23 protein-coding genes are annotated in these 23,609 nt (G+C 63.2%); 14 read left to right on the forward strand and 9 right to left on the reverse strand.

Features of this window, described 5'->3' with window-relative positions; all coding sequences use genetic code 11:
* Positions 1-55: 55 nt before the first annotated feature.
* From nth to fdxA, 5 genes are all read right to left on the reverse strand, one after another.
* A complete protein-coding gene (gene nth / locus AC07P1_RS12310) occupies positions 56-703 on the reverse strand; it encodes an endonuclease III (protein ID WP_494696085.1) in 648 nt (215 codons plus the stop codon).
* Positions 700-1,416, reverse strand: a complete 717-nt coding sequence (rsxB, locus tag AC07P1_RS12315) for an electron transport complex subunit RsxB (RefSeq protein WP_494696086.1) — start codon at positions 1,414-1,416, stop codon at positions 700-702. Before rsxB ends, nth begins: the two co-directional genes overlap by 4 nt.
* Before the next feature lie 141 nt (positions 1,417-1,557).
* On the reverse strand, positions 1,558-2,793 hold the full coding sequence (locus AC07P1_RS12320; protein ID WP_494696087.1) for a polyhydroxyalkanoate depolymerase: 1,236 nt from the start codon (positions 2,791-2,793) through the stop codon (positions 1,558-1,560).
* Positions 2,794-3,052: 259 nt separating this feature from the next.
* Entirely contained in the window at positions 3,053-4,117 is a 1,065-nt protein-coding gene (locus AC07P1_RS12325; RefSeq protein ID WP_090316145.1) for an NAD(P)/FAD-dependent oxidoreductase, read from the reverse strand.
* Positions 4,118-4,229: 112 nt separating this feature from the next.
* On the reverse strand, positions 4,230-4,553 hold the full coding sequence (gene fdxA / locus AC07P1_RS12330) for a ferredoxin FdxA (protein ID WP_090316142.1): 324 nt from the start codon (positions 4,551-4,553) through the stop codon (positions 4,230-4,232).
* A gap of 217 nt (positions 4,554-4,770) precedes the next feature.
* Between fdxA and AC07P1_RS12335 the strand changes: the two genes are divergently transcribed.
* Positions 4,771-5,052, forward strand: coding sequence for a polyhydroxyalkanoic acid system family protein (locus AC07P1_RS12335; protein WP_494696088.1), 282 nt, complete (start codon positions 4,771-4,773; stop codon positions 5,050-5,052).
* A gap of 54 nt (positions 5,053-5,106) precedes the next feature.
* Here the strand turns inward: AC07P1_RS12335 and AC07P1_RS12340 are convergent, their stop codons facing one another.
* Positions 5,107-5,358: an acyl-CoA-binding protein gene (locus tag AC07P1_RS12340; RefSeq protein ID WP_494696089.1), complete on the reverse strand. Its 252-nt coding sequence runs from the start codon at positions 5,356-5,358 to the stop codon at positions 5,107-5,109.
* A gap of 192 nt (positions 5,359-5,550) precedes the next feature.
* Positions 5,551-5,838, reverse strand: a complete 288-nt coding sequence (locus AC07P1_RS12345; protein WP_090316135.1) for an HU family DNA-binding protein — start codon at positions 5,836-5,838, stop codon at positions 5,551-5,553.
* A 203-nt stretch (positions 5,839-6,041) separates the two neighbouring features.
* On the opposite strand from AC07P1_RS12345, the gene AC07P1_RS12350 reads away from it, so the two are divergent.
* A complete protein-coding gene (locus AC07P1_RS12350; RefSeq protein WP_494696090.1) occupies positions 6,042-6,815 on the forward strand; it encodes a hypothetical protein in 774 nt (257 codons plus the stop codon).
* Between the two features lie 19 nt (positions 6,816-6,834).
* Here AC07P1_RS12350 and AC07P1_RS12355 read toward each other — a convergent pair whose 3' ends face one another.
* Positions 6,835-7,191, reverse strand: a complete 357-nt coding sequence (locus AC07P1_RS12355) for an FKBP-type peptidyl-prolyl cis-trans isomerase (RefSeq protein WP_363502130.1) — start codon at positions 7,189-7,191, stop codon at positions 6,835-6,837.
* A gap of 163 nt (positions 7,192-7,354) precedes the next feature.
* Here AC07P1_RS12355 and AC07P1_RS12360 point away from each other — a divergent pair, with 163 nt between their 5' ends.
* The 7 genes from AC07P1_RS12360 (at position 7,355) to AC07P1_RS12390 (ending at position 16,932) form a co-directional block, all read left to right on the forward strand.
* Complete coding sequence (locus AC07P1_RS12360) at positions 7,355-8,323, forward strand: YVTN family beta-propeller repeat protein (protein ID WP_494696091.1); 969 nt, start codon at positions 7,355-7,357, stop codon at positions 8,321-8,323.
* Between the two features lie 56 nt (positions 8,324-8,379).
* The gene (locus AC07P1_RS12365) at positions 8,380-9,183 is read left to right on the forward strand and encodes a polysaccharide deacetylase family protein (RefSeq protein WP_494696092.1); all 804 of its coding nucleotides are present in this window, start codon (positions 8,380-8,382) and stop codon (positions 9,181-9,183) included.
* Positions 9,180-10,175 carry a sterol desaturase family protein gene (locus AC07P1_RS12370; protein ID WP_494696093.1) on the forward strand — a complete coding sequence of 332 codons (996 nt, stop codon included), beginning with the start codon at positions 9,180-9,182 and terminating at the stop codon, positions 10,173-10,175. Before AC07P1_RS12365 ends, AC07P1_RS12370 begins: the two co-directional genes overlap by 4 nt.
* Positions 10,175-11,017, forward strand: a complete 843-nt coding sequence (locus tag AC07P1_RS12375; protein WP_494696094.1) for an EI24 domain-containing protein — start codon at positions 10,175-10,177, stop codon at positions 11,015-11,017. Before AC07P1_RS12370 ends, AC07P1_RS12375 begins: the two co-directional genes overlap by 1 nt.
* Before the next feature lie 15 nt (positions 11,018-11,032).
* Entirely contained in the window at positions 11,033-11,818 is a 786-nt protein-coding gene (locus AC07P1_RS12380) for a competence/damage-inducible protein A (RefSeq protein WP_494696095.1), read from the forward strand.
* A gap of 422 nt (positions 11,819-12,240) precedes the next feature.
* On the forward strand, positions 12,241-15,363 hold the full coding sequence (locus AC07P1_RS12385) for a transglycosylase domain-containing protein (RefSeq protein WP_494696459.1): 3,123 nt from the start codon (positions 12,241-12,243) through the stop codon (positions 15,361-15,363).
* Positions 15,364-15,567: 204 nt separating this feature from the next.
* Positions 15,568-16,932, forward strand: a complete 1,365-nt coding sequence (locus tag AC07P1_RS12390) for a TAXI family TRAP transporter solute-binding subunit (protein ID WP_494696460.1) — start codon at positions 15,568-15,570, stop codon at positions 16,930-16,932.
* A 13-nt stretch (positions 16,933-16,945) separates the two neighbouring features.
* Here the strand turns inward: AC07P1_RS12390 and AC07P1_RS12395 are convergent, their stop codons facing one another.
* Positions 16,946-17,404 (reverse strand): rhodanese-like domain-containing protein, encoded by a 459-nt coding sequence (locus AC07P1_RS12395; RefSeq protein ID WP_494696096.1) that lies wholly within the window; start codon positions 17,402-17,404, stop codon positions 16,946-16,948.
* Between the two features lie 314 nt (positions 17,405-17,718).
* Here AC07P1_RS12395 and glnA point away from each other — a divergent pair, with 314 nt between their 5' ends.
* The 5 genes from glnA to corA all read left to right on the forward strand — a co-directional run bounded on the left by glnA (position 17,719) and on the right by corA (position 23,543).
* Positions 17,719-19,134, forward strand: a complete 1,416-nt coding sequence (glnA, locus tag AC07P1_RS12400; RefSeq protein ID WP_090316110.1) for a type I glutamate--ammonia ligase — start codon at positions 17,719-17,721, stop codon at positions 19,132-19,134.
* Between the two features lie 131 nt (positions 19,135-19,265).
* On the forward strand, positions 19,266-19,796 hold the full coding sequence (locus AC07P1_RS12405; RefSeq protein ID WP_494696097.1) for a DUF4124 domain-containing protein: 531 nt from the start codon (positions 19,266-19,268) through the stop codon (positions 19,794-19,796).
* Positions 19,793-20,905 (forward strand): nitrogen regulation protein NR(II), encoded by a 1,113-nt coding sequence (glnL, locus tag AC07P1_RS12410; RefSeq protein WP_494696098.1) that lies wholly within the window; start codon positions 19,793-19,795, stop codon positions 20,903-20,905. The genes AC07P1_RS12405 and glnL overlap by 4 nt, the downstream gene beginning before the upstream one ends.
* Before the next feature lie 68 nt (positions 20,906-20,973).
* Entirely contained in the window at positions 20,974-22,500 is a 1,527-nt protein-coding gene (gene ntrC / locus AC07P1_RS12415; protein WP_494696099.1) for a nitrogen regulation protein NR(I), read from the forward strand.
* Between the two features lie 74 nt (positions 22,501-22,574).
* Positions 22,575-23,543: a magnesium/cobalt transporter CorA gene (gene corA / locus AC07P1_RS12420; RefSeq protein WP_494696100.1), complete on the forward strand. Its 969-nt coding sequence runs from the start codon at positions 22,575-22,577 to the stop codon at positions 23,541-23,543.
* Positions 23,544-23,609: the final 66 nt, after the last annotated feature.

Consider the following 23,609-nt stretch of genomic DNA (forward strand, 5'->3'; position numbering starts at 1 on the left):
GTGGTTGGCGGCTCGTGGCCGATTACGGCGTTCCGCCTAATCCGCCCTACGTGTTTTATAGCCCGTCCGGCATCGGCGTCTTCTGGCGATAGTCGCACAGGTCTTGCTGGATGCAGTTCCAGCATTCCGGCTTGCGCGCCTTGCAGGTGTAGCGGCCGTGCAGGATCAGCCAATGGTGCGCGTCCTGCAAGAATTCCTTCGGCACGAACCGCAGCAGCTTCTGCTCGACGATGTCGACGTTCTTGCCCGGCGCCAGGCCGGTGCGGTTGGAGACGCGGAAGATGTGCGTGTCCACCGCCATCGTCAGTTCGCCGAACGCGGTGTTCATCACCACGTTGGCGGTCTTGCGGCCCACGCCCGGCAAAGCCTCCAGCGATTCGCGGTCGCGCGGCACCTCGCCGCCGTGCTGCTCCAGCAGGATCTTGCAGGTGGCGATGACGTTCTTCGCCTTGGTCTTGTACAGGCCTATGGTCTGGATATAGGACTTCAGTTCCTCCTCGCCCAATTCAAGGATCTTCGCCGGCGTGTTTGCGACCGGATACAGCTTGCGCGTGGCCTTGTTGACGCCGACGTCGGTGGCCTGCGCCGACAACAGCACGGCGATCAGCAGCTCAAACGGCGTTGTGTATTCAAGTTCGGTCTTGGGACTGGGATTGGCGGCGCGGAAGCGCTCGAACATTTCTTGGCGTTTGGCTGGATTCATTCAGGCGGGTTTCCATCTACAGGCTTGGCGTCGGCGGCCGCGCGCGCGGCTTCCTCTTTTTTCAGGCGCGCGCGTTCCATCGCGGCGGCGATGATGGCGCGCTTGCGTTCCTTCTCGGCGGCGTCGGCGTCGGTGGCCGGGTCGAGCGCTTCGACCGCCGCCATCTTGGTGCTGGCCTTCGCGGCCAGGCGCGCGTCGTTCTCGTCCTTCTCGCGCTTGAGGCGCATGGCGCGGAAGTCATGCCGCTCACGGGCGGCGTCGGCGTCCGCCTGGCTCCATGCGGCCCAGCCGGAGGTTTCGGTGACCGGATACATGACGATGCAATCGACCGGGCAGGGATGGACGCACAAGTCGCAGCCGGTGCACAGGTCCGGCACGACCGTGTGCATCAACTTGGCCGCGCCGACGATGGCGTCGACCGGGCAGGCCTGGATGCACAGGGTGCAGCCGATGCACAGCGCTTCGTCGATGTAGGCGACCGCGCGCGGGCGCTCAACGCCGTTGACGGGATTGAGCGGGATGACCTTGCGTCCGGTGACGGCCGACAGCCGCACGATGCCTTCGGCGCCGCCGGGCGGGCATTGGTTGATGTCGGCCGCGCCGGCGGCGATCGCCTCGGCGTACGGACGGCAGCCGTCATAGCCGCACTTGGTGCATTGCGTCTGCGGCAGAGCGTCTTCGACGCGGTCGGCGAGTGTTTTGTTGGTGGGCACGGCGGTGAGGGGCGCGGGAAAGCGATAACTAAAGCGCCATTATCCGATATCTGCGCCGGGCGGGCCGAAAAACCTTAGCGCCGGCGCTGTCTCGGCAAAAAAAATCCCCGCGCCGGGCGGGGATCTTGTTGGGGCTATTTCTTAACCGTGTTTTTTGATGAACTCGGTGATCTTCGGGCAGACCATTTCGCGCCAGCGGCGGCCCGAGAAGATGCCGTAGTGGCCGGCCCCAGGGGCGACGTAGTCCTGCTGCATCTCGGCCGGGATGCCGGTGCACAGGTCGTGCGCCGCTTGCGTCTGGCCGGCGCCGGAGATATCGTCCAGCTCGCCTTCGACGGTGAACAGCGCGACCGTGGTGATATCCTGTGGACGCACCAGCTTGCCGCCGACCTTCCACGTGCCCATCGGCAGCGAGAAGTCCTGGAACACCGTCTTGATCGTGTCCAGATAGTATTCGGCGGGCATGTCGAGCACCGCGTTGTATTCGTCGTAGAACTTGCGGTGGCTTTCCGCCGGCTCGTCGTCGCCTTCCACCAGATGGCTGTAGAACTCGCGGTGGCTCTGCGCGTGGCGTCCCGGATTCATGGCGATGAAGCCGGCGTGCTGCAGGAAGCCCGGGTAGACCTTGCGGCCAAAACCGGGATAATTCGGCGGCACCGAGTAAATGACGGTGTTCTCGAACCACGAGAACTTCTTCTCGGTGGCGAGGTTGTTGACCGCCGTCGGCGAGCGGCGCGGGTCGATCGGGCCGCCCATCATCGTCATCGTTTTCGGCAGCTTCGGATCCTTGTCGGTGGCCATCAGCGCGATGGCCGCCAGCACCGGCACCGTCGGCTGGCATACGGAGATCACATGCAGGTCCGGGCCCAGCAGGCGGATGAAGTCCTGCACGTAGTAGATGTAGTCGTCCAGATGGAACGCGCCCTCCGACACCGGCACCATGCGGGCGTCGGTCCAGTCGGTGATGTAGACGTCGTGGTCGACCAGCAGCCCGCGCACGGTGTCGCGCAGCAGGGTGGAGTGGTGGCCCGACAGCGGCGCCACCAGCAGCACGGTCGGCTGCTTCAGCGCCGTGGTGCGCTTGTCGTCCAGGTCTTTCTTGAAGTGGATCAGGCGGCAAAAGGCTTTATTGACAACCACCTGTTCGATGATGCCGATCGTCTCGCCATTGATGACGGTCGAGTCGATCTCGAACGCCGGCTTTTCGTAGTCCTTGCCGAGCCTGTACATCAGCTCGTAACCGGCGGCGATCCGTTGCGAAAACGGCGTGTGCGCCAGCGGCGAAACCGGATTGGTCAGGATTTTAGCGGTCGCGTCCGCCCATTGCATCAGGGGCGAAAGGAGCGTGCGTTGCATTTCGTGCAGTTGGTAGAGCATAGGTCTTCCCGGTCAAAGCATGGTGCGGTGCACCAATACATCTCATCATAAGCCAATTATAGAGTATTTGTTCGTGGCGCTAAGCATTTCTAAATACCCGGGGGAAAGCGCAGTGGTCGTGCGCGCTATGCCCTTGGTTTGATAATAGTACCGCTGAACCCATAAAAAAAGCAGCGTTTCCGCTGCTTTTGTGTAGGACACACCCCTACGCACCACCTTGCCGTTGTTTCCGTGGCGCGGAACCGGCGTTTCAGCGGCTTTAATCGAAGACCGGCGTCTCCACGCCCAGCACCTTGTGCAGTTTCGGCGACGTCGTGGTGTACTGCATGTGGATCTTTTTGTCCGGGAAGATGTACGGCGCGGCGCCGAAGGCGGCCAGCGCGGCTTCGTGGAAGCCCGACAAAATCAGCTTTTTCTTGCCAGGATAGGTGTTGATGTCGCCCACCGCGAAGATGCCCGGGACGTTGGTCTCGAACTTCTCGGTGTTTTGCACCTTCAGCTGGCGGCGCTCGATGTCCAGGCCCCATTCGGCGATCGGGCCCAGTTTCGGCGACAGGCCGAAGAACACCAGCAGCATGTCCAGCGGCACGCGGCGGGTCACGCCGTCGGCGCCGGTGACCTTGAGCTCGCTCAATTTGTCGTCTTTCGACTCGAAACCGGTGGCCTGGCCAATGATGAGCTGCATCTCGTAGTCGTCGCACAAGGCTTTCATCTTGGCGACCGACGCCGGCGCGGCGCGGAAATCTTCGCGGCGATGCAGCAAAACGACCGATTCGGCCTTGCCGACGAAGTTCAGCGCCCAGTCCAGCGCGGAGTCGCCGCCGCCGCAGATGACGATGTTCTTGCCTTCGAAAATGGCCGGGTCCTTGACCTTGTAGTGCAGCTGCGAGCCTTCGAACACTTCGATGCCGTCGACCTTCAGGGTGCGCGCCTGGAACGAGCCGACGCCGGCGGCGATGAAGATGGTCTTGGTGGTGAAACGGGTGCCGGCGCTGGTTTCAACGTCGAAACGGCCGTCGTCGCGGCGCTCGACCTTGGTCACTTCCTGGCCCAGGTGGAAGGTCGGCTCGAACGGCTCGATCTGCTTGAGCAGGTTGTCGGTCAGTTCCTGGCCGGTGCACGACGGCACGGCCGGGATGTCGTAGATCGGCTTGTCCGGATACAGTTCCACGCACTGTCCGCCCACCGCGCCCAGCGAATCGATCACGTGGGCTTTGATTTCCAGCAGACCCAGTTCAAAGACCTGGAACAGGCCGACCGGGCCGGCGCCAATGATGACGGCATCGGCTTCGATGACGCCTGGAGGGGTGACAGTGCTATTCATTCGTATATTCCTGTGATTTCAATGGTGGTTGGGCGAACACAAGGCTGTGCGGCGCTCGCTTCCGGCGCCGTGGATGACGCTGCCCGGTGCTGCCCGGCCAGACGGAGGCGTCTTAGCGTACCAGCAGGTGCAGTTTTTCCTTGACGTCCTTGAACTCGTCGGCTTCCGGCAGCGGCGCGATGGTCTTGGTGATCGAAGGCCAGTGGCGGGCGAGATCGACGTTGATCTTGATGAACTGCTGCTGGTCGCCGGGGACGTCTTCCTCGGCGAAAATGGCGTTGACCGGGCATTCGGCCACGCACACGGCGCAGTCGATGCACTCGTCCGGATCGATGGCGAGGAAGTTCGGGCCTTGGCGGAAACAATCTACCGGGCAAACATCGACGCAGTCCGTATAACGGCAGCTGATGCAAGATTCGGTGACAACGTGGGTCATAACAGTCCTATCAATGTTGGTGTGCAGCGGCGTCGGCGGCGGTGGGATGGCCCGGCTAACCTCAGCAAAGCACTGTATTTTAAGGTAATTCGCTATTTCTCACAAATTGCGCTTATATACAATACATATAAGCAAATGCGTAGGCGCCGTTGTGGACTAGCGTGACGCCGGGCCAACTGGCATCATGTCGGCTTTGTGGATTTATTGAGGAAGCCGCATGGCGGACATTAACATCGTTCAGGAACACAACCTTGCGCCGGAGCAGGCCCGGGCGGCGGCGCAACAGGTGGCCGACAAGCTGGCCGAACAATTCGAGCTGGAATGCCGCTGGGACGGCGATGTGCTGCGTTTCGAGCGCAGCGGCGTCGACGGCACCCTGACCCTGGAGCCGACCCAGGCGCGCCTGGAGATCGCCCTCGGCTTCCTGTTCAGCGCGTTCTCGTCGCAGATCGAGGGCAAGGTGGTCGACAAGATGCGCAAGGTGTTCGCGCCGGTTTGAACGCAAAAAAGCCCCGTCAGGGGCTTTTTTTTAGGCCGGGACAAACGGCCGCGCTTATTTCAGGTCTTCGATCAGGTCGATGTACTGCTGCTTGGCCTCGTCGGCGCTGGTGCCCTTGAGCGCGGCCCAGGCGTCGAACTTGGCGCGGCCGACCATGTCGGTGAAACCCGGACGCTCGCCGGTGGCGTCGCCCGCCGACGCCTGCTTGAACAGCGCGTAGATTTTCAGCAGGGTCATGTTGTCGGGACGTTCCGGCAGGTTCTTCGAGTCCGCCTGGGCTTGTTCGAATTGCTCTTGTAAGCTCATTTACATCTCCTTGGTATGGTGGCTGGTGGGTACGCGCCATCATAACCGGGGCCGGGCCGAAAGCCGCTAGAGGGCTTCCTCAAAAACAGCCGCCCAAAACAGAACGGCGGCCATGGCAGGTCGGGGACCTGGCCATGGGCCGCCGTTTCCGGTGCCCTCGCGGACACGAACACAGCCTGCTTAGCGCAAGAATTACTTCTTCTTGGTCGGGTTGACAGCCGACTTCAGGGTTGCGCCAGCCGAGAATTTCGGGGTCTTCGACGCGGCGATCTTGATCGCTTCGCCGGTTGCAGGGTTGCGGCCTTTGCGTGCGGCGCGTTTGGCGACGGAGAAGGTGCCGAAGCCGGTGATGCCAACCGTGTCGCCTTTTTTCAGACGCTCAGTCACGATCGCGATCAGAGTGTTCACCGCACCATTGGCGGCAGCAGCAGACATCTCCGTGCGTTTCGCAAATTCTGCAATCAATTCGCCTTTTTTCATTACTACCTCCTTGGTTATTAGAGCGCGCAGATTAGCATAAATATTGTCAAATGTAATGGTTTCTGTAGGAAGTAGGCCTTACAGTAGTTGCCGTGCCACGCTGCGGCGCAATAAAACCCTTGTATTTAAAGGGCTTACGCGATCCTGACAGACCCGCATCCGGTGAAAAAAAGGTTTATGATGGAGCGACTAAGGACGTGAACATGAGCTTTTCGGACGAGACACTGATAGCCTACACGGTCGGCGAACTGGACGACGCGACCCGTCACGCCGTCGAGGACGCCATGCGACGCGACAGCAGCATCGCCCGCCGCGTGGCCCGTTTGCGCGCCGCGCGCGACGGCGTGTTCGCCGAACTGTCGCCGGCGAGCGCGACGATGCGCTCGCAGCAGGCCAAAGTGGTGCAACTGGCGGCGGTGCGGGCGCAGCGCGTCGCCACCCAGCAGGCCGCGCGCAAGGCGGTCAGGCGGCATCTGGGCTGGCGCGAGTGGAGCGCGCTGGGCGCGGTGCTGGTGGTGGGGCTGGCGCTCGGCAAGTTCGGCCTGGCGCAGTGGCAGCCGGCCTTCCTGGCCGATCCGGCCAAGGCGCCGACCACGGTCGTCAGCCGCAACGGCATGCTGGTGGCGCAGGGCCGGCTCGATGTCGTGCTGAGCCAGCAGATGGGCGGCGCCGCGCCGTCCGAGGGCGACGTGCGGGTCGGGCTGAGTTTTCTGTCGAACGAGGGCGGCTATTGCCGCACCTTCACGGTGGTGGGACTGAGCCAGGATCTGGTGGGGGTGGCCTGCCGCGCCAGCGCGGAATGGCGGATACCGGTGATGGTGCAGAACGTGCGGCCGTCGGCGCAGATGACCGCGTACCGGATGGCGGGGACGGAGATGCCGGCGGCGGTGCTGGAGGCGATCGACCAGCGCATCGTCGGCGGCATGCTCGACACGCGCGCAGAGCTCGAGGCGCTGCGGCGCAATTGGCAGCGCTAAACGTTTAAACGTTTAGCGTTTAAACGCCCAGCAGTTCGACGTCGAAAATCAGGGTCGCGTTTGGCGGAATCACGCCGCCGGCGCCGCGCGAGCCGTAGCCCAGTTCCGCCGGGATGATCAACTGGCGCGCGCCGCCGATCTTCATGCCTTGCACGCCTTCATCCCAACCGCGGATGACCATGCCGGCGCCCAGGGCGAATTCGAACGGGTCGTTGCGGTCTTTGCTCGAGTCGAATTTCGGACCCTTGGTGCCGTCGTCGTTGCGCAGCCAGCCGGTGTAATGGACGGTGACGTTCTGGCCGGCTTTGGCTTCATCGCCTTCGCCAACGGTCAGTTCGATGTACTGCAGGCCCGATTCGGTCGTGATGGTGGTCATGGTTATTCCTTCTAGATTCGTTGAACACAGCCGGCAATTGTAGCAGGGCGCTGTGGTTCAGCCGCCGCGCTTCATTACGGATAGGAATAATTGTCCGCTTTTACCTTGTGACGGCCCGGTTTGCACGTAAAATAAACGTTTAGTCCTTCTAAGCGATTTCTTCATGCTCCGCCGTGTCCGCCGTTTGGTTTTATCCTGTGTTTGCGCCGCGATTGCCATCGGCAGCGCGCAGGCCAATGTTGTCGTTGTGCTCAACTCGCGTGATGCTACCGTGCAGTTGCTGGACCAGGCGACTTTCAAGGACCTGTCCACCTTCCCGGTCGGCAAAGAGCCGCACCACCTGATGGCGACGCCGGACAACAAGTCGCTGATCGTCGCCAGCTCGGTCGGCAACGAATTGATCTTCCTCGATCCGAAGAGCGGCCAGATCCAGCGCACCGTCAAGGACATCCTCGACCCTTACCAGATCGGTTTTTCGCCGGACCAGAAATGGTTCGTGTCGGCCTCGCTGCGGCTGGACCGCGTCGACCTGTACCGCTACGACGGCGCCAACATGACCTTGAGCAAGCGCATCCCGCTGGCCAAGCTGCCGAGCCACATGGCCTTCAACGCCGCCAGCAACATGGTCTTCATCACGCAGCAGGGCAGCGACCAGGTCAGCGCCATCGACCTCGTCACGCAGACCGTCAAGTGGACGCTGCCGGTCGGTAAGCTGCCGGCCGGTATCGCGATGACGCCGGACGACAAGTATCTGCTGGTGGGCATCATGGGCAGCGACTACGTCGAGGTGATCGACTGGAGGGCGCAGAAAACCGTCAAGCGCATCAAGACCGGGCAGGGCGCGCACAACTTCCGTTCGGCCGGCGACGGCCGCTACACGTATGTGTCGAACCGTGTTTCCAATTCGATCAACATCATTGATCAGAAGACATTGGAAAACGTCGGCATGATCAACGTGCCGGGCGGTCCGGACTGCATGGAAGTGACGGCCGACGGCAAGACCATGTGGGTCACCTTGCGCTGGATCAAAAAGGTGGCGGTGATCGACCTGGCCACGCGCAAGCTGGTCAAGACGATCCCGGTGGGGCGCTCGCCGCACGGCGTCTTCTTCAACAACTCCGCCCAGCGCTAATGAAACGCCCCACCGCGAGGGTCAGTGCCGACATTCGGACAAGAGCTCGTGTCCGAATGTCGGCACTGACCCCGGGGTGGGGGTGGGTGGTCGCGCTGGCGGTAGGGACGGCCGTTCCGGCCTTCGCGGCGGCGCCGGGCGCTTGCAAGGGCACGATTTATCTGACCTTCGATACCGGCAGCCAGTCGCAGGCCGATCTGATCGCCGATACGCTCAAGCGCCACGGTATCAAGGCCACTTTTTTTCTCGCCAACGAGAAAACCGTGCGCGGCGACTATTCGCTCGATCCGTCGTGGTCGGCATACTGGAAGGCGCGCGTGGCCGAGGGCCATGCGGTCGGCTCGCACACCTTCGATCACGACGTGCTGGTCAAGGACGGCGGCGCCGGCTTCAAGGTCAAGCCCGGTTTCGGCGCGTCCGCCGGCAAGATCCGCACGCTGACGCCGGCTCAATATTGCGAGGAAATCAAGCGCGTCGACCAGCGCTTCGTCGAGCTGACCGGCAAGCACCTCGATCCGATCTGGCGCGCGCCGGCCGGACGCACCTCGCCCGGCACGCTGGCGGCGGCCAAGTCTTGCGGCTATGCGCATGTCGGCTGGGCGCCGGCCGGCTTCTCGGGCGATGAGCTGCCGAGCGCGGCCTACCCGAATGCGGTATTGTTGCAAAAGTCGCTGAGGGATTTGCGCGACGGCGATATTTTTGTCGCGCACATGGGCATCTGGTCGCGCAAGGACCCTTGGGCGCCGGCCAACCTGGAGCCTTTGATCAGCGGCCTGGAGCAAAAAGGCTTTTGCTTCGCCACCTTGCGCGAGCACCCCGATTACGTGACCACTTTTAAACAGCATTCCAAACATCCATGATTCAACACTTTTCTGACTGGCTGGGCCTGGCACAGGGCTGGTTGTTCGAGACGGTGATCCAGCCCTTGGTGTTCCAGCTCGGTTTCGGCGAATTCGTCGAGGAAGCCTTCGAGGGCACCGAATGGCTGCTGATCGGCGTGCTGGAATTGACCCTGCTGTTCCTGGTGCTGCGCCCGCTCGAGGCGATGATTCCGGTCCACAAGTTCAACGATCCGCGCGCGCGCTGGAACGACTTCATCTATACGGTGCTGCACCGGATCGGCCTGTTCCCGGTGCTGATCTTTTTCACGCTCGATCCGCTGCTCGACAGCGTGGCCGGCATGCTGCGCTTCGAAAGCTTCCAGCCGCTCAACCTCGAGTCGCTGTTGCCGGGGATTTCCCCGCTGGGCGCCTTCCTGGTCTACTTCGTCGTGCTCGATTTCTTCGACTATTGGTACCACCGCGCCTCGCACCACTTCAACTGGTGGTGGGCGCTGCACGGCCTGCACCACAGCCAGCAGAACATGAACCTGTGGAGCGACAACCGCAACCACATGCTCGACGACATGATGCGCGACGTCTATATGGGCGTGCTGGCGCTGGGCATCGGCGTCGAACCGTCGCAATACGTGATGCTGGTGTCGGTGTCGCGCATCCTGCAAAGCCTGCAGCATGCCAATGTGCGCATCCACTTCGGCAAGGTCGGCGAGTGGTTGCTGGTGTCGCCGCGCTACCACCGCATGCACCACGCGATCGGCGTCGGCCACGAGTCGAACGGCCAGGGCACCCTGGGCGGCTGCAATTTCGCCGTGCTGCTGCCGATCTGGGACATCATCTTCCGCACCGCCAATTTCACGCCGCAATTCGTCGCCACCGGCATCCGCGACCAGTTGCCGCAGACCGAAGTGGGCGGCGCCGTCAAGCCGGGCCGCGAATACGGCCGGGGCTTCTTCTCGCAGCACTGGCTGGCGCTCAAGCGCATGGTCGAGTACGCGCGCAAGGACACCGTCTGATGGCCGGCGGATTCTCTGCGGTGGTGCGCGCCTGGGGCCGCGCCTTCGCCTCGCAATGGCACGGCAAGCTGCTGTTGATGAGTCTGGCGCCCTTCCTGCTGGCGGTCGGCGTGTGGGCGGTGCTGCTGTATCTGGGCCTGCAGCCGCTGATCGATTTCGTCCACGCGACGTTCTCGCAATATGGTGTGTTCAGCTACAGCGGTAGCTTCCTGAGCTCGTTCGGCCTTGGCGCTTTGAAAACAGTCGTTGTGCCGTTGATAGCGATGCTGCTGCTCTTGCCGCTGATGATACTGACGGCGCTGATCTTCATCGGCGTCATCGCCATGCCGGTGATCCTGCGCCACATCGGCGCCCGCAACTATCCGCAGCTGGAGCAGCGCAACGGCGGCAGCCTGATCGGCAGCGTCGGCGTGGCGCTGGGCGGCATGGGGGCCTTCATCGGTTTGTGGATACTGACGTTGCCGCTGTACGTGTTCCCGCCGCTGGCCGTGTTCGTGCAGGCGCTGTTGTGGGGCTGGCTGACCAGCCGCATGATGGTCTACGACGTGCTGGCCGACTACGCCAGCGCCGACGAGCGCCGCCAGCTGCTGGCCGAGCACCGCTGGCCGCTGATCGCCATCGGCGTCGTTTCCGGCGTGGCCGGGGCGCTGCCGGGCGCGATCTGGCTGGGCGGCGTGATGGCGGTGGTATTCTTCCCCTTCCTGGCAGCCGCGTCGATCTGGCTGTATGTGCTGGTGTTTATCTTCACCGCGTTGTGGTTCGCCTATTATTGCCTCGAAGCGCTGGCGCGCATGCGCGCCGCCGAGGCCGTGAAGACCGAGCCGGCGCCGGCGGAATTTTGAGAGAACGGAACTAATATGGCGATCGGACTCATCATCATCGGCGACGAAATCCTGTCCGGCAGGCGCGTCGACCAGCATTTTCCGAAAGTGGTGCAGATGCTGGCCGCGCGCGGCCTGCAGCTGGCGTGGGCGGAAATCCTGGCCGACGACCCGGCCCGCATCACGGCCACGCTCAAGCGCACCTTCGCCAGCGACGACATCGTGTTTTGCTGCGGCGGCATCGGCGCCACGCCGGACGACCACACCCGGCTGGCCGCCGCCGACGCGCTGGGGCTGCCGCTGGTGCTGCACGAACAGGGCAAGATCAACATCCAGCAGCGCATCGTGCAGATGGGGCAGGAGGCCGGCCACGAGGTCGATTTGAACTCGGCCGAGAACCTGCACCGCCTCAAGATGGCCGAGTTCGCACAGGGCGCGGCGCTGATCCCCAACCCGTACAACAACATCGCCGGCTTCGCGCTGCACAAGCATTACTTCGTGCCGGGCTTTCCGGTGATGGCCTGGCCGATGATCGAATGGGTGCTCGACCACCACTACGCCGACCTGTTCAACCGCGAGCCGCACCTGGAGCAGTCGGTGCTGGTGTTCGAGACGGCGGAGTCGGCGCTGACGCCGCTGATGGTGGAGATCGAGGCGCGCTATCCGAGGGTGAAGGTGTTCAGCCTGCCGAGCGTGGGCGACGCCAACACCCGCCGCCACATCGAGCTCGGCGTCAAAGGCGAGCCGGCCCAGACGCTCACGGCGTTCGCGCACATGTGCGCTGAGCTCAAGAAGCTCGAGGTGGAGTTCAACAACATTTAATGCGCGCCGGTATCGGGTGATGTCGCGCCGCTATCGCTCGATAGCGCTTCGACATCGCCCCGGCGACGTACCCTTGTCACGCGCTTGTCACTTAGCGGCCCCAAGCACTCACGGCGTTACTCCATAGGGGAGAAACGCCGTTGTTTTTTTGCGAAAAATAAACTACGGTTGCAAATTATTGTGCGTCATCACCGGTCGCCACCACGCCGATGTGGTGCAATGGTGGCTAGTAGGTTTTACTGAAACAGCTGACCGGTTTGAATCATATGTTAAGCAATCGTCGTTTCCGCCGGCCCCTCGTTCGAGCAGTGCGCAAGTTGCGCGCAGGCGCGGCAGCATTAGGCTATCGTCGCACCCGGCATCTCCATGTCGTGCCGCCCCTTACCCCCGAAGAAAGCGAAGCGCATCTGGCGCAGGCGCAGATGGACGCGCCGCCGCCGGGCCAGCCGACCAAGAGCAAGCGTTCGCGCAACGCCCTGATCGTCGTGCTGCTGGTCGGCGCCTCGTTCGCCGTGTGGTGGGGCGTGCACGAGAGCCGCACCTCGACCATGCAGGCGCGCATCTTCACCGACCTGGCCAACAAGATGACGTACAAGGTGCAGCCGGGGCCGAGCAATTCGATCCGCTTCCCGCACGACAGCCCGTACGACGAGCGGCTCGGCTACGCCAGCCTGCCGGACTACCTGGCCAAGCTGCGCACGCGCGACTACCAGGTCAGCGCGCAGGCGCGCATTTCGCCGAAGATGGCGGAACTGGCCGACATGGGCATCTTCGCCACCTACCACGAGAAGACCAAGACCGGCCTGACGATCTACGATTGCCGCGCGCAGGAGCTGTTCGCGGCCAGCTATCCGGAACGCATCTACAACAAGTTCGAGCAGGCGCCGATGGCGCTGGTCTACAGCCTGCTGTACATCGAGAACCGTGAGCTGCTCGACAACAAGTACCCGAAACGCAACCCTGCCGTCGAATGGGACCGCCTGGGCAAGGCCGTCATCGAGAAGAGCGTCAACGCCGTGGCCGGCGGCCATCGCGCGGCCGGCGGCAGCACCTTGGCCACGCAGATCGAGAAGTACCGCCACTCGCCGGAGGGCCGCACCGGCTCGATGAAGGACAAGTTGCAGCAGATGGTCTCGGCCAGCCTGCGCTCCTACCAGGACGGACCGGACACGACCAAGGCGCGCCGCCGCATCGTCATCGACTACCTGAACACGGTGCCGCTGTCGGCCAAACCCGGCTACGGCGAGGTCAACGGCATCGGCGACGGCATGTGGGTCTGGTACGGCCGCGAGTTCGCCGAAGTCAACCGCCTGCTCAGTGGTAATCTCGACAATCCCGATCCGGAGACCGCGCTGGTCTACAAGGAAGCGCTCAGCCTGATGATCGCGCAGCGCCGCCCGAGCCACTACCTGGGCGACGGCGCCGACGACCTCGAAGTGCTGGCCGACAGCCACCTGCGCGTGCTGGCGCAGGAGGGCGTGATCACGGCGGCGATGCGCGACGTCGCGCTCAAGCAGCCGCTGCATCCGGCCAAGGGCAACGGCCTGCAAGCGGCGCCGGAGATGACCTTCGTCACGCGCAAGGCCTCGAACGCGATCCGCAACCACCTGGCCAACCTGCTGGGCGACAACCGCATGTACAACCTCGACCGCCTGGACCTGAACGTGGTCAGCACGCTCGACGCGCAGGCGCAGAAGGCGGTGACGCAGGTGTTGCGCGACCTGCGCGACCCCGAGCGCGCCGCCGCCGCCGGCCTGACCGGCAAGGGCATGTTGGGCAACGGCGATCCGGCCAACGTGGTGTACAGCTTCACGTTGCTGGAAAAAGGCGCGGACAACAACCTGCTGCGCCTGCAGACCGACAATTACGACCAGCCGCTCGACATCAACGAGGGCGCCAAGCTCGACCTGGGTTCGACGGCCAAGCTGCGCACGCTGGTGACCTACCTGGACATCGTCGACCAGCTCAACAAGAAGTACAAGGGCATGAACGCCGAAACGCTGAGCATGATCCCGGTCGATCCGCAGGACAAGCTGTCGCGCTGGGCGATCGAGTACCTGACGGCGCATCCGGTCGGCAGCGCCGAGCGCGAGATCACGCCGATGCTCAACGCGGCCATGGAGCGCAAGTACTCGGGCAATCCGGGCGAGGGTTTCTTCACCGGCGGCGGCCTGCATTACTTCGGCAACTTCTCCAAGGAAGACAACGGCAAGATCTTCACCGTGACCGAGGCGCTGCGCCGCTCGACCAACCTGGTGTTCGTGCGCCTGATGCGCGACGTCGCCAAGTTCTACATGTTCCAGACGCCGGGCTCGTCGGCCTCGCTGCTGGCCGACGCCGACGATCCGCGCCGCGCCGTCTACCTGGCGCGCTTCGCCGACAAGGAAGGCAAGGAGTTCCTGAACCGCTTCTACGCCAAGTACAGGGGCAAGCCGGCGGCCGACCTGGACAAGATCCTGCTGGCCAATATCCGCAGCACGCCGACCCGGCTGGCGGTGATCCACCGCACCGTGTATCCGACCGCCAGCGTCAAACAGTTCGGCGACTTCCTGCACGAGTATCTGCCGTCGCAGAACGAGGTGTCCGACGAGCGCGTCGAGAAGCTGTACGACCAGTACGCGATCGACAAGTGGTCGCTGCCGGATCGCGGCTACCTGGCCAGCATCCACCCGCTGGAACTGTGGATGGCCGCGTACATGCGCCTGCATCCGAAGGCGACCCTGTCGCAGATGACGGCGGCCAGCGAGAAGGAGCGCCAGGAAGTCTATTCGTGGCTGTTCAAGACGCACCGCAAGCACGCGCAGGACCGCCGCATCGCCGGCCTGATCGAGGTCGAAGGCTTCATGGAAATCCACAAGCAGTGGAAGAAGATGGGCTATCCGTTCGAATCGCTGGTGCCGTCGTACGCGACGACCTTGGGCGCGTCGGCCGACCGTCCGGCGGCGCTGGCGGAGATGATGGGGATTATCGTCAACGGCGGCGTGCGCAAGAGCAGCCAGCGGATCTCGTCGCTGCACTTCGCCAAGGGGACGCCGTATGAGACCGTGGTGAGCAAGGCTCCCGCCACCACCAACGAGCAGGTGCTGTCGCCGGAAGTGGCGCGGGTGGTCGCCGACGCGATCCGTGGCGTGGTGTCGGACGGCACGGCCAAGCGGGCGCGCATGGCGTTTGTGCAGTCCGACGGCACGGTGCTGCATGTGGGCGGCAAGACCGGCACGGGCGACCAGCGCTTCGACGTGTATGGCGGCGGCGGACGGTTGATCGAATCGCGCTATGTGAACCGGTCGGCGACGTTCGTGTTCAATATCGGCGAGCGTTTCTTCGGCAGCATGACGGCGTATGTGCACGGGCCGGAATCGAAGAATTACGATTTCACCAGCGCGTTGCCGGTGCAGTTGCTGGTGGTGCTTGCGCCGAGCTTGATGCCGCTGATCGAGCCGAATCCGGTGGCCGCGCCGGGTGCGGTGCCACCGCCGGTGGTGGTCAAGACGGGCGGAGTGCCCGTAACCGCGGCGGCGCGACCATTGCAAGCCTGCGGCGGTTAGTGAGTAAGGTAACGCGTGCATGACACGTGTTCCACGTAGGGCGGATTAGGCGGAACGCCGTAATCCGCCCTACGTGATCCCCGGCGGATCGTCCGCCAACGGCCGCCGGCGCCATCCCCACGTCCCCGCCCGTCCCCGTATTCCGCTTGCATAATCGCTCATTTGTTGGCATGGTGTCAGCCCATGAAACCAATGCGCCACCACATGTCCAAAATCCTCAAGTTCACGCAATTCTCGGTGCGGGACTTGTTTGTCGCCTCGGCCCCCACCATCGCGCTGATCGTCGGCGTCTGCCTGCTGGCCTACTGGCTGGTCGACCCCGCGCCGCCACGCAGCGTGCGCCTGGCCACCGGCCAGGAAAACAGCGCCTACGAGGAATTCGGCAAGAAATACGCGGCCGCCCTCGCCAAGCACGGCGTCAAAGTCACCCTGGTCCCCTCGGCCGGCTCCGGCGAAAACCTGCGCCGCCTGCGCGCCGGCGAAGTCGACATCGCCTTCGTCCAAAGCGGCTCCACCAACGAGGAGGCGGCCGAGCGCGAAGGCCTGTCGTCGCTGGGCAGCCTGTTCGTCGAGCCGCTGTGGCTGTTCCTGCGCGAGACCAAGGGCCAGCCGCCAATCACCCAGCTCAGCCAGTTAAAAGGCAAGAAAATCAACTTCGGCCCCAAAGGCGCCGGCGCGCCGCGCCTGTTCCGCCAGGTGCTGTCGCTGAACGGGCTGGAGAAGGAGGACGTCGAACGCTACTCCCTGGCCAACACGCCCGCCACGGTGGAGCTGCTGGAAGGCCGCATCGACGGCCTGGTGTTCACCTCGGCGCCCGAGGCGCCGCTGATCCAGATGTTGCTGCAAACGCCGGGTATCAAGCTGTTCAACTTCAGCCAGGCCGAGGCCTACGCGCGCAAGCTGCCGTTCCTCACGCATGTGGTGCTGCCACAGGGCATCGTCGATCTGGGCCGGGACATCCCCAGGGAGGATTACAACCTCATCGCGCCGACCGCCACCCTGGTGGCGCGCGACGACCTGCATCCGGCGCTGGTCGATTTGTTCGTGCAGGCGGCCAGCGGCATCCACAACGGCGCCGGCTGGTTCCAGCAGCAGGGGCAGTTCCCGTCGGCCAAGTACAGCGAGATTCCGGTCGATGCCGAGGCCGCCAAGTTCTACAAGAACGGCCCGCCGCTGCTGCAGCGTTACATGACGTTCTGGCTGGCCAACTTCTTCGACCGCATGTGGGTGGTGGTGCTGGCGCTGAGCGCCTTGATCATTCCGCTGTCGCGGATTATTCCGCCGCTGTATGTGTGGCGGATACGTTCGCGCGTCTACCGTTGGTACGGGCAGTTGCGCACGGTGGAGCAGCAGGTCGAGAGCGCGCCGGAGGAGACGCGGATGCAGGTGTACGAGGCGCAGCTCAAGCGGCTCGACGAGATCGAGGAGCTGGTCAACCAGATCTCGATTCCGCTGTCGTTCGCCGATGGCTTGTACGGCTTGCGCAGCCACATACAGTTCGTGCGCAAGCGGATACAGTTTTTGATGGGCGAGGGCGCGCCGGCGGCGACGCAGGCGGTGCCCGTTTAATCCAGTTACAAAGTTACGCGCCCGTCCACGGCAGGCCGGCCTTGCACCAGCCGCCGATGTTCCTGCGGTGACCGTGCTCGTCCTTGTCGCCCTCGAAGCCTTCCAGGATGTCGTAGCAGTGCTGGTAGCCGTGCTCGGTGGCCAGCTTGGCCGCACCACGCGAGCGCACGCCCGAGCGGCACAGGAACAACAACACCTGATCCTTGCGCGCCACCGAGTTCAATTGCTCGATGAATTCATGATTGGCGATGCCGCCCGGATAAATACTCCACTGTACCGCACCATGTTGGGCTTCCGGAATGGCCACCCGGCCGACCCAGTCGCGCTCGGCATTGGTGCGCACATCCACGATCTTGACGGCGTTGTCGGCGCCGATCAGCTCGTAGGCCTCCTGCGGCGTGACCGCGCCGGCATACGGCCAGTCCTTGCTGCGCCCACGGGCCACGGCCAGGATCTCGTCTATTTTGCTCATGGGATGTCCCTCCAAATAAGATTGAGTTTATTATAGGCGTCCTGTGCACGTCGGAGACAATGGCGCACCAAAGCCGTGCAATTTTCCACTGAAAATGAAAATTGCACGAAGATGGTGCGGTTTGGTAAGTTTGCACCAAGTTGGTGCCGCATTGATCCGGTGTAAATAGTGGCGTTTTGGTGCTCCGCCCCGTTTTAGTCACTTTTGTCGGCGAGTTCCAAGACGCTATGAACATATCGTTATGAGTTTCAGGCTGGCATAGATACTGCTTATAGAGAGCGCACCAGTTATACACATTCCTTTAGGAGATACGCATGGCAATGACAGCCGCAGAAGTCTTGAAAATGGTCCAGGAAAACGAAGTCAAATTCGTTGATTTCCGTTTCGCCGATACCCGTGGTAAAGAACAGCACGTCACCGTGCCCGTGTCGCACTTCGACATGGACAAGTTCGAATCGGGTCACGCATTCGACGGTTCCTCGATCGCCGGCTGGAAGGGCATTGAAGCATCGGACATGATTCTGCTGCCAGATCCAAACACCGCGAACATCGATCCGTTCATGGAAGAGACCACGCTGTTCATGCAGTGCGACGTTATCGAACCGTCGGACGGCAAGGGCTACGACCGCGACCCGCGCTCGATCGCCAAGCGCGCTGAAGCCTACCTGAAATCGTCGGGCATGGGCGACACCGCCTACTTCGGTCCGGAACCAGAATTCTTCATCTTCGACAGCGTGCGCTGGAAGATCGACATGTCGGGCTGCTTCGTCAAGATCGATTCCGACGAAGCATCGTGGACCACCGACAAGGAAATCGAAGGCGGCAACAGCGGCCATCGTCCTACCGTCAAGGGCGGCTACTTCCCGGTCCCACCGGTCGACAGCTTCCAGGACATGCGTTCGGAAATGTGCCTGATCCTCGAATCGCTGGGCATCCCGGTCGAAGTGCACCACCATGAAGTGGCCGGCGCCGGCCAGAACGAAATCGGCACCAAATTCTCGACCCTGGTCGAGCGCGCCGACTGGACCCAGAACCTGAAATATGTGGTCTGGAACGTGGCCCACAGCTACGGCAAAACCGCCACCTTCATGCCGAAACCTATCGTTGGCGACAACGGTTCGGGCATGCACGTGCACCAGTCGATCTGGAAAGACGGCGTCAACCTGTTCGCCGGCGACGGCTATGCCGGCCTGTCGGAAACCGCGCTGTATTACATCGGCGGCATCATCAAGCACGCCAAGGCGCTGAACGCGATCACCAACCCGGGCACCAACTCGTACAAGCGTCTGGTTCCGGGCTTCGAAGCGCCGGTGAAACTGGCCTACTCGGCCCGTAACCGTTCGGCTTCGATCCGTATTCCACACGTGGCCAATCCAAAAGGCCGCCGCATCGAAACCCGTTTCCCTGATCCACTGGCAAACGTGTACCTGTGCTTCGCCGCGCTGCTGATGGCCGGTCTGGACGGTATCGCCAACAAGATCCATCCGGGCGAAGCCGCATCGAAAGATCTGTACCACCTGCCGCCGGAAGAAGACGCGCTGATCCCGACCGTGTGCTCGTCGCTGGAAGAGGCGCTGGACAACCTGAACAAAGACCGCGAGTTCCTGACCCGTGGCGGCGTGTTCAGCGATTCGATGATCGACGCTTACATCGAACTGAAAATGCAGGACGTCCAGCGCATGCGCATGACGACCCACCCGGCCGAGTTCGACATGTACTACTCGCTGTAATTGCAACGCATCGGCTTGCCGATGCTTGTAGTGAAGCAAAAAACGCGGGGGGAGCCATGGCTTTCCCCGCGTTTTTGTTTGGATGTTGTATATTCAGGATGGAGCTTTCCACCCATGGATTACGGATGACAATGAGTTTTAAACGATGCGGTTACGTCAATGTTGGCGCGACGGTTGTGCTGGCAACCGCGCTGGCCCTGGCGGCCTGCGGCGCCGCGCGGGCGCAGGGAGTGATCTACAAATGCACGCCGCCCAACGGCAGCACCGAATACACCGACGTTTATCGCGGTAACTATTGCAAGGCGATGGACTTGCCGGGCCTGGCGATCCCGGCGCCGGCCAAGCGGCAGGCCGCGCCGCCGCGCGTGGCCGGGTCGGCGCCGACACCGGCCGCCACGCCGGGCGATTTTCCGCGCGTCGACGGCGCCGAGCAGCGCGCGCGCGACGCCGACCGCCGCGCGATACTGGAAGACGAGCTGAAAAACGAAACGCAGAAGCTGACGGAGTTGCGCAGGGAGTTCAACGGCGGCGAGCCGGAACGGCGCGGCGACGAACGCAACTACGCGAAATACCAGGAACGGGTGGCCGCCATGCGAGACAGCATCAGCCGCTCGGAAAAGAATGTCGAAGCCTTGAAACGTGAGATCGCGAATATCCGATGAGCCTAGTGAGTAATATCGCCGCCCGCGCCGTGGCCGCCATGAACCGTCCACCGGCGCTGGCCGGCCTCGAACTGCTGGCCTCGGCCGTGGTGATGCTCGACGGCGAGGGCCATATCGCCTACGCCAACGCGGCCGCCGAGAACCTGCTGGAAAGTTCCTTGAAGGCGCTGTCGCGCCAAAAGCTGACGTCGCAGTTCCTCAACCCCGAGGAGCTCGACCACATCTGCGCCCAGGCGCGCGAGCACAAGTTCGCCGACCTGCGCCAGGATTTGACCCTGGAGCGGGCCGGACGCGATCCGCTGCACGTGCACAGCATCGTCTCGGCGCTCGAGGACCCGGTCGACCATATCCTGATCGAACTGCGCGAGCACCTGCAGCACCTCAAGCTCGACCGCGAGGAGCGCATCCTCGACCAGAGCCAGGTCAACAAGGAGCTGATCCGCAACCTGGCGCACGAGATCAAGAACCCGCTGGGCGGCATCCGGGGCGCCGCGCAACTGCTGGAGATGGAACTGCCGGCGTTGCACGCGGTGCAGCTGCGCGAATATACGCAGGTGATCATCAAGGAGGCCGACCGCCTGCAAACGCTGGTCGACCGCCTGCTGGCGCCGCACCGCCGGCCGCACATCGTCGGCGACGTCAACATCCACGAAGTGCTCGAGCGCGTGCGCAGCCTGATGCTGGCCGAATTCCCGTCCGGCCTGACGATCCTGCGCGACTACGACGCCTCCATCCCCGAGTTCCGGGGCGACAAGGAGCAGTTGATCCAGACGGTGCTCAACATCGCCCACAACGCCGCGCAAGCGCTCGCTTCACAAATCGAAGCGGGCGACGCGCAGATTATTTTGAAGACCCGCGTGGCGCGTCAGATGACCCTGGCCAAGGTCCGCTACGGGCTGGCATTAGACTTGCATATCATTGACAATGGACCGGGCATCGCACCCCAGATCCGCGACCGTATTTTCTACCCGCTGGTGTCGGGCAGGGAGGGTGGCAGCGGCCTCGGGTTGACCTTGGCGCAGACCTTCGTGCAGCAGCACATGGGCGTGATCGAGTGCGAGAGCCGGCCTGGATATACGGATTTCCGTATCCTGCTGCCGTTGCCATAAGCCGAGGCAAGCAGGGGCGGTGCCGAGTCCCTTGATTGACGATCCATATTGCGGGATAACATAAACACATGAAGCCAATCTGGATAGTAGACGACGACGAATCGATCCGCTGGGTACTGGAAAAAGCGCTGGCACGGGAAAACCTGGCCACCAAGAGTTTTGCCAACGCGCGCGACGCCATCGCCGCGCTGGAGTTCGAGACGCCGCAGGTGCTGGTGTCCGACATCCGCATGCCGGGCGACTCCGGCCTCGACCTGCTGCAACTGGTGAAGTCGCGCTTCCCGGGGCTGCCGGTCATCATCATCACCGCCTTCTCGGACCTGGACTCGGCCGTCGCCGCGTTCCAGGGCGGCGCCTTCGAATACCTGGCCAAGCCGTTCGACATCGACAAGGCCGTCGAGCTGATCCGCCGCGCGCTCGACGAGAGCCTGCGCGAGACCAGCGTCGAATCGGGGCCGTCGGAGACGCCGGAAATCCTCGGCCAGGCGCCGGCGATGCAGGAAGTGTTCCGCGCCATCGGTCGCCTGTCGCAATCGAACGTGACGGTCCTGATCACCGGCGAATCGGGCTCGGGCAAGGAGCTGGTGGCGCGCGCGCTGCACAAGCACAGCCCGCGCGCGCAGCAGCCGTTCATCGCGCTCAACACGGCGGCGATCCCCAAGGATTTGCTCGAATCCGAACTGTTCGGCCACGAGCGCGGCGCCTTCACCGGCGCGCAAACGACGCGGCGCGGCCGTTTCGAGCAGGCCGAGAACGGCACCCTGTTCCTCGACGAGATCGGCGACATGCCGTTCGACCTGCAAACGCGCTTGTTGCGGGTGCTGTCGGACGGCCACTTCTACCGGGTCGGCGGGCACCAGCCGCTCAAGGCCAACGTGCGCGTGATCACCGCGACGCACCAAAATCTGGAGCAGCGGGTGCGCGAAGGATTGTTCCGCGAGGATTTGTATCACCGCCTTAATGTGATACGCCTGCGTTTGCCCAGTTTGAGGGAGCGGCGCGAGGATATCCCTATTTTGGTGCGCCACTTCTTGGTGCAAAGCGCCAAGCAGCTGGGCGTGGAGGCCAAGCGGATGAGCGACGCCACGGTGCAGTTCCTCAGCAGCCTGGATCTGCCGGGCAACGTGCGCCAGCTGGAAAACCTGTGCAACTGGATCACGGTGATGGCGCCGGGGCAGACGGTCGAAGTCAAGGACCTGCCGCTGGAGCTGACGCAGGAGCAGGGCGGCGGCGGTGGCACCGCCCTGGGTACCGGCGTGGGCCTGCCGGCGCCGGCGGAAAGCTATGGCGCGATCCAGCATCATGGCACGGTGGTGCCGGTGGCGACGGCGGACACGGGCGGTGCGCACGGATTGGCCGGCTCGCCGGACGCCTGGCTCAGTCTGTTGGAAGTGCAGGCCGCCTCGATGCTCAGCGGCGGACAACAGGAAGTGATGGCGGTGCTGGGGCGGCAATTCGAATCGGCGCTGATCCGCACCGCGCTCAAGCACACGCACGGCCGCAAGAACGACGCCGCCGTGCGCCTGGGCATCGGCCGCAACACCATCACGCGCAAGATCGCCGAACTCGGCATCGACGGTGCCAAGGACGATTAGCGAAGCAACTCTTCGGTTGTTTAAGGTAAGCTCTTGGCTGACGAAGCCAAGGGCTTTTTTTTTATGGAAACCGTATGTTGATTAATTGTGTGGCCTATCAGGACGGCCAGAAGCTGGACGACATCCCGGTCGAGGAAATCAGCGATTACATGGAGCGGCCCGAGACGTTCGTCTGGGTCGCACTGCGCGACGCCGAGCCGGACGAGCTCAAGACGATGCAGCACGAGTTCGGCCTGCACGAGCTGGCCGTCGAGGACGCCAGCCGGGGCCACCAGCGCCCGAAGATCGAGGAATACGGCGACTCGCTGTTCGTGGTGGTCAAGACCATCGAATGCCGCGACGGCGAAGTGGCCGTCGGCGAGGTCGATATGTTCGTCGGCCAGAACTACATCCTGTCCTCGCGCGACGCCGAGAGTCAGCAGGGCTTCCTGGGGGTGCGCGCGCGCGCCGAGAAGGAGCCGCATATGTTGCGCCTGGGTCCGGCGTTCGTGCTGTACGCGCTGATGGACGCGGTGGTCGACCGCTATTTCCCGGTGCTCGACATGCTGGAGACGGAGCTGGAAAAAATCGAGGAGCTGATCTTCAGCCGCGGCAAACAGCGCGACAACATCGAGCGCCTGTACGAGCTCAAAAGCAAGGTCACCACGGTGCGCCACGTGGTCGCGCCGCTGATGGAGGCGGTCGGACGGCTGCACGGCGGCCGCGTGCCGTCGATGTGCATGGACACCCAGGAATACTTCCGCGACGTGCATGACCATTTGCACCGCATCATCGCCTCGCTCGATACCATCCGCGACACCATCGGCACCGCGATCCAGGTCAACCTGTCGATGACGGCCATCGAGGAGAGCGAAGTGAACAAGCGGCTGGCGGCGTGGGCGGCGATCTTCGCCATCTGCACCGCCTTCGCCGGCGTGTGGGGCATGAACTTCAAGTTCATGCCGGAGCTGGAGTGGAAGTACGGCTACCCGTTCGCGCTGACGGTGATGATCTCGGTCTGCGTCTACCTGTACCGGCGCTTCAGGAAGGCCGGCTGGCTGTAGCCGCGCAGCGGTCATTCCCGCAGGGCGAAAAAAAACCACCCCGTGGCGCGTGCGCCACGGGGTGGT

This window comes from Duganella sp. GW821-FHT07F09, assembly GCF_059418705.1.

Bases quoted from the DNA above. Each gene is read 5' to 3' on its own strand.
- AC07P1_RS12325 (WP_090316145.1), bottom strand. From the start codon at position 4,117: ATGAATAGCACTGTCACCCCTCCAGGCGTCATCGAAGCCGATGCCGTC.
- fdxA (WP_090316142.1), bottom strand. From the start codon at position 4,553: ATGACCCACGTTGTCACCGAATCTTGCATCAGCTGCCGTTATACGGAC.
- AC07P1_RS12365 (WP_494696092.1), top strand. From the start codon at position 8,380: ATGTCGGCACTGACCCCGGGGTGGGGGTGGGTGGTCGCGCTGGCGGTA.
- AC07P1_RS12390 (WP_494696460.1), top strand. From the start codon at position 15,568: ATGTCCAAAATCCTCAAGTTCACGCAATTCTCGGTGCGGGACTTGTTT.
- AC07P1_RS12405 (WP_494696097.1), top strand. From the start codon at position 19,266: ATGAGTTTTAAACGATGCGGTTACGTCAATGTTGGCGCGACGGTTGTG.
- AC07P1_RS12370 (WP_494696093.1), top strand. From the start codon at position 9,180: ATGATTCAACACTTTTCTGACTGGCTGGGCCTGGCACAGGGCTGGTTG.
- glnL (WP_494696098.1), top strand. From the start codon at position 19,793: ATGAGCCTAGTGAGTAATATCGCCGCCCGCGCCGTGGCCGCCATGAAC.
- AC07P1_RS12360 (WP_494696091.1), top strand. From the start codon at position 7,355: ATGCTCCGCCGTGTCCGCCGTTTGGTTTTATCCTGTGTTTGCGCCGCG.
- AC07P1_RS12320 (WP_494696087.1), bottom strand. From the start codon at position 2,793: ATGCTCTACCAACTGCACGAAATGCAACGCACGCTCCTTTCGCCCCTG.
- AC07P1_RS12380 (WP_494696095.1), top strand. From the start codon at position 11,033: ATGGCGATCGGACTCATCATCATCGGCGACGAAATCCTGTCCGGCAGG.
- glnA (WP_090316110.1), top strand. From the start codon at position 17,719: ATGGCAATGACAGCCGCAGAAGTCTTGAAAATGGTCCAGGAAAACGAA.
- AC07P1_RS12335 (WP_494696088.1), top strand. From the start codon at position 4,771: ATGGCGGACATTAACATCGTTCAGGAACACAACCTTGCGCCGGAGCAG.
- AC07P1_RS12375 (WP_494696094.1), top strand. From the start codon at position 10,175: ATGGCCGGCGGATTCTCTGCGGTGGTGCGCGCCTGGGGCCGCGCCTTC.
- AC07P1_RS12355 (WP_363502130.1), bottom strand. From the start codon at position 7,191: ATGACCACCATCACGACCGAATCGGGCCTGCAGTACATCGAACTGACC.
- AC07P1_RS12340 (WP_494696089.1), bottom strand. From the start codon at position 5,358: ATGAGCTTACAAGAGCAATTCGAACAAGCCCAGGCGGACTCGAAGAAC.
- AC07P1_RS12385 (WP_494696459.1), top strand. From the start codon at position 12,241: ATGGACGCGCCGCCGCCGGGCCAGCCGACCAAGAGCAAGCGTTCGCGC.
- AC07P1_RS12345 (WP_090316135.1), bottom strand. From the start codon at position 5,838: ATGAAAAAAGGCGAATTGATTGCAGAATTTGCGAAACGCACGGAGATG.
- corA (WP_494696100.1), top strand. From the start codon at position 22,575: ATGTTGATTAATTGTGTGGCCTATCAGGACGGCCAGAAGCTGGACGAC.
- nth (WP_494696085.1), bottom strand. From the start codon at position 703: ATGAATCCAGCCAAACGCCAAGAAATGTTCGAGCGCTTCCGCGCCGCC.
- ntrC (WP_494696099.1), top strand. From the start codon at position 20,974: ATGAAGCCAATCTGGATAGTAGACGACGACGAATCGATCCGCTGGGTA.
- AC07P1_RS12395 (WP_494696096.1), bottom strand. From the start codon at position 17,404: ATGAGCAAAATAGACGAGATCCTGGCCGTGGCCCGTGGGCGCAGCAAG.
- AC07P1_RS12350 (WP_494696090.1), top strand. From the start codon at position 6,042: ATGAGCTTTTCGGACGAGACACTGATAGCCTACACGGTCGGCGAACTG.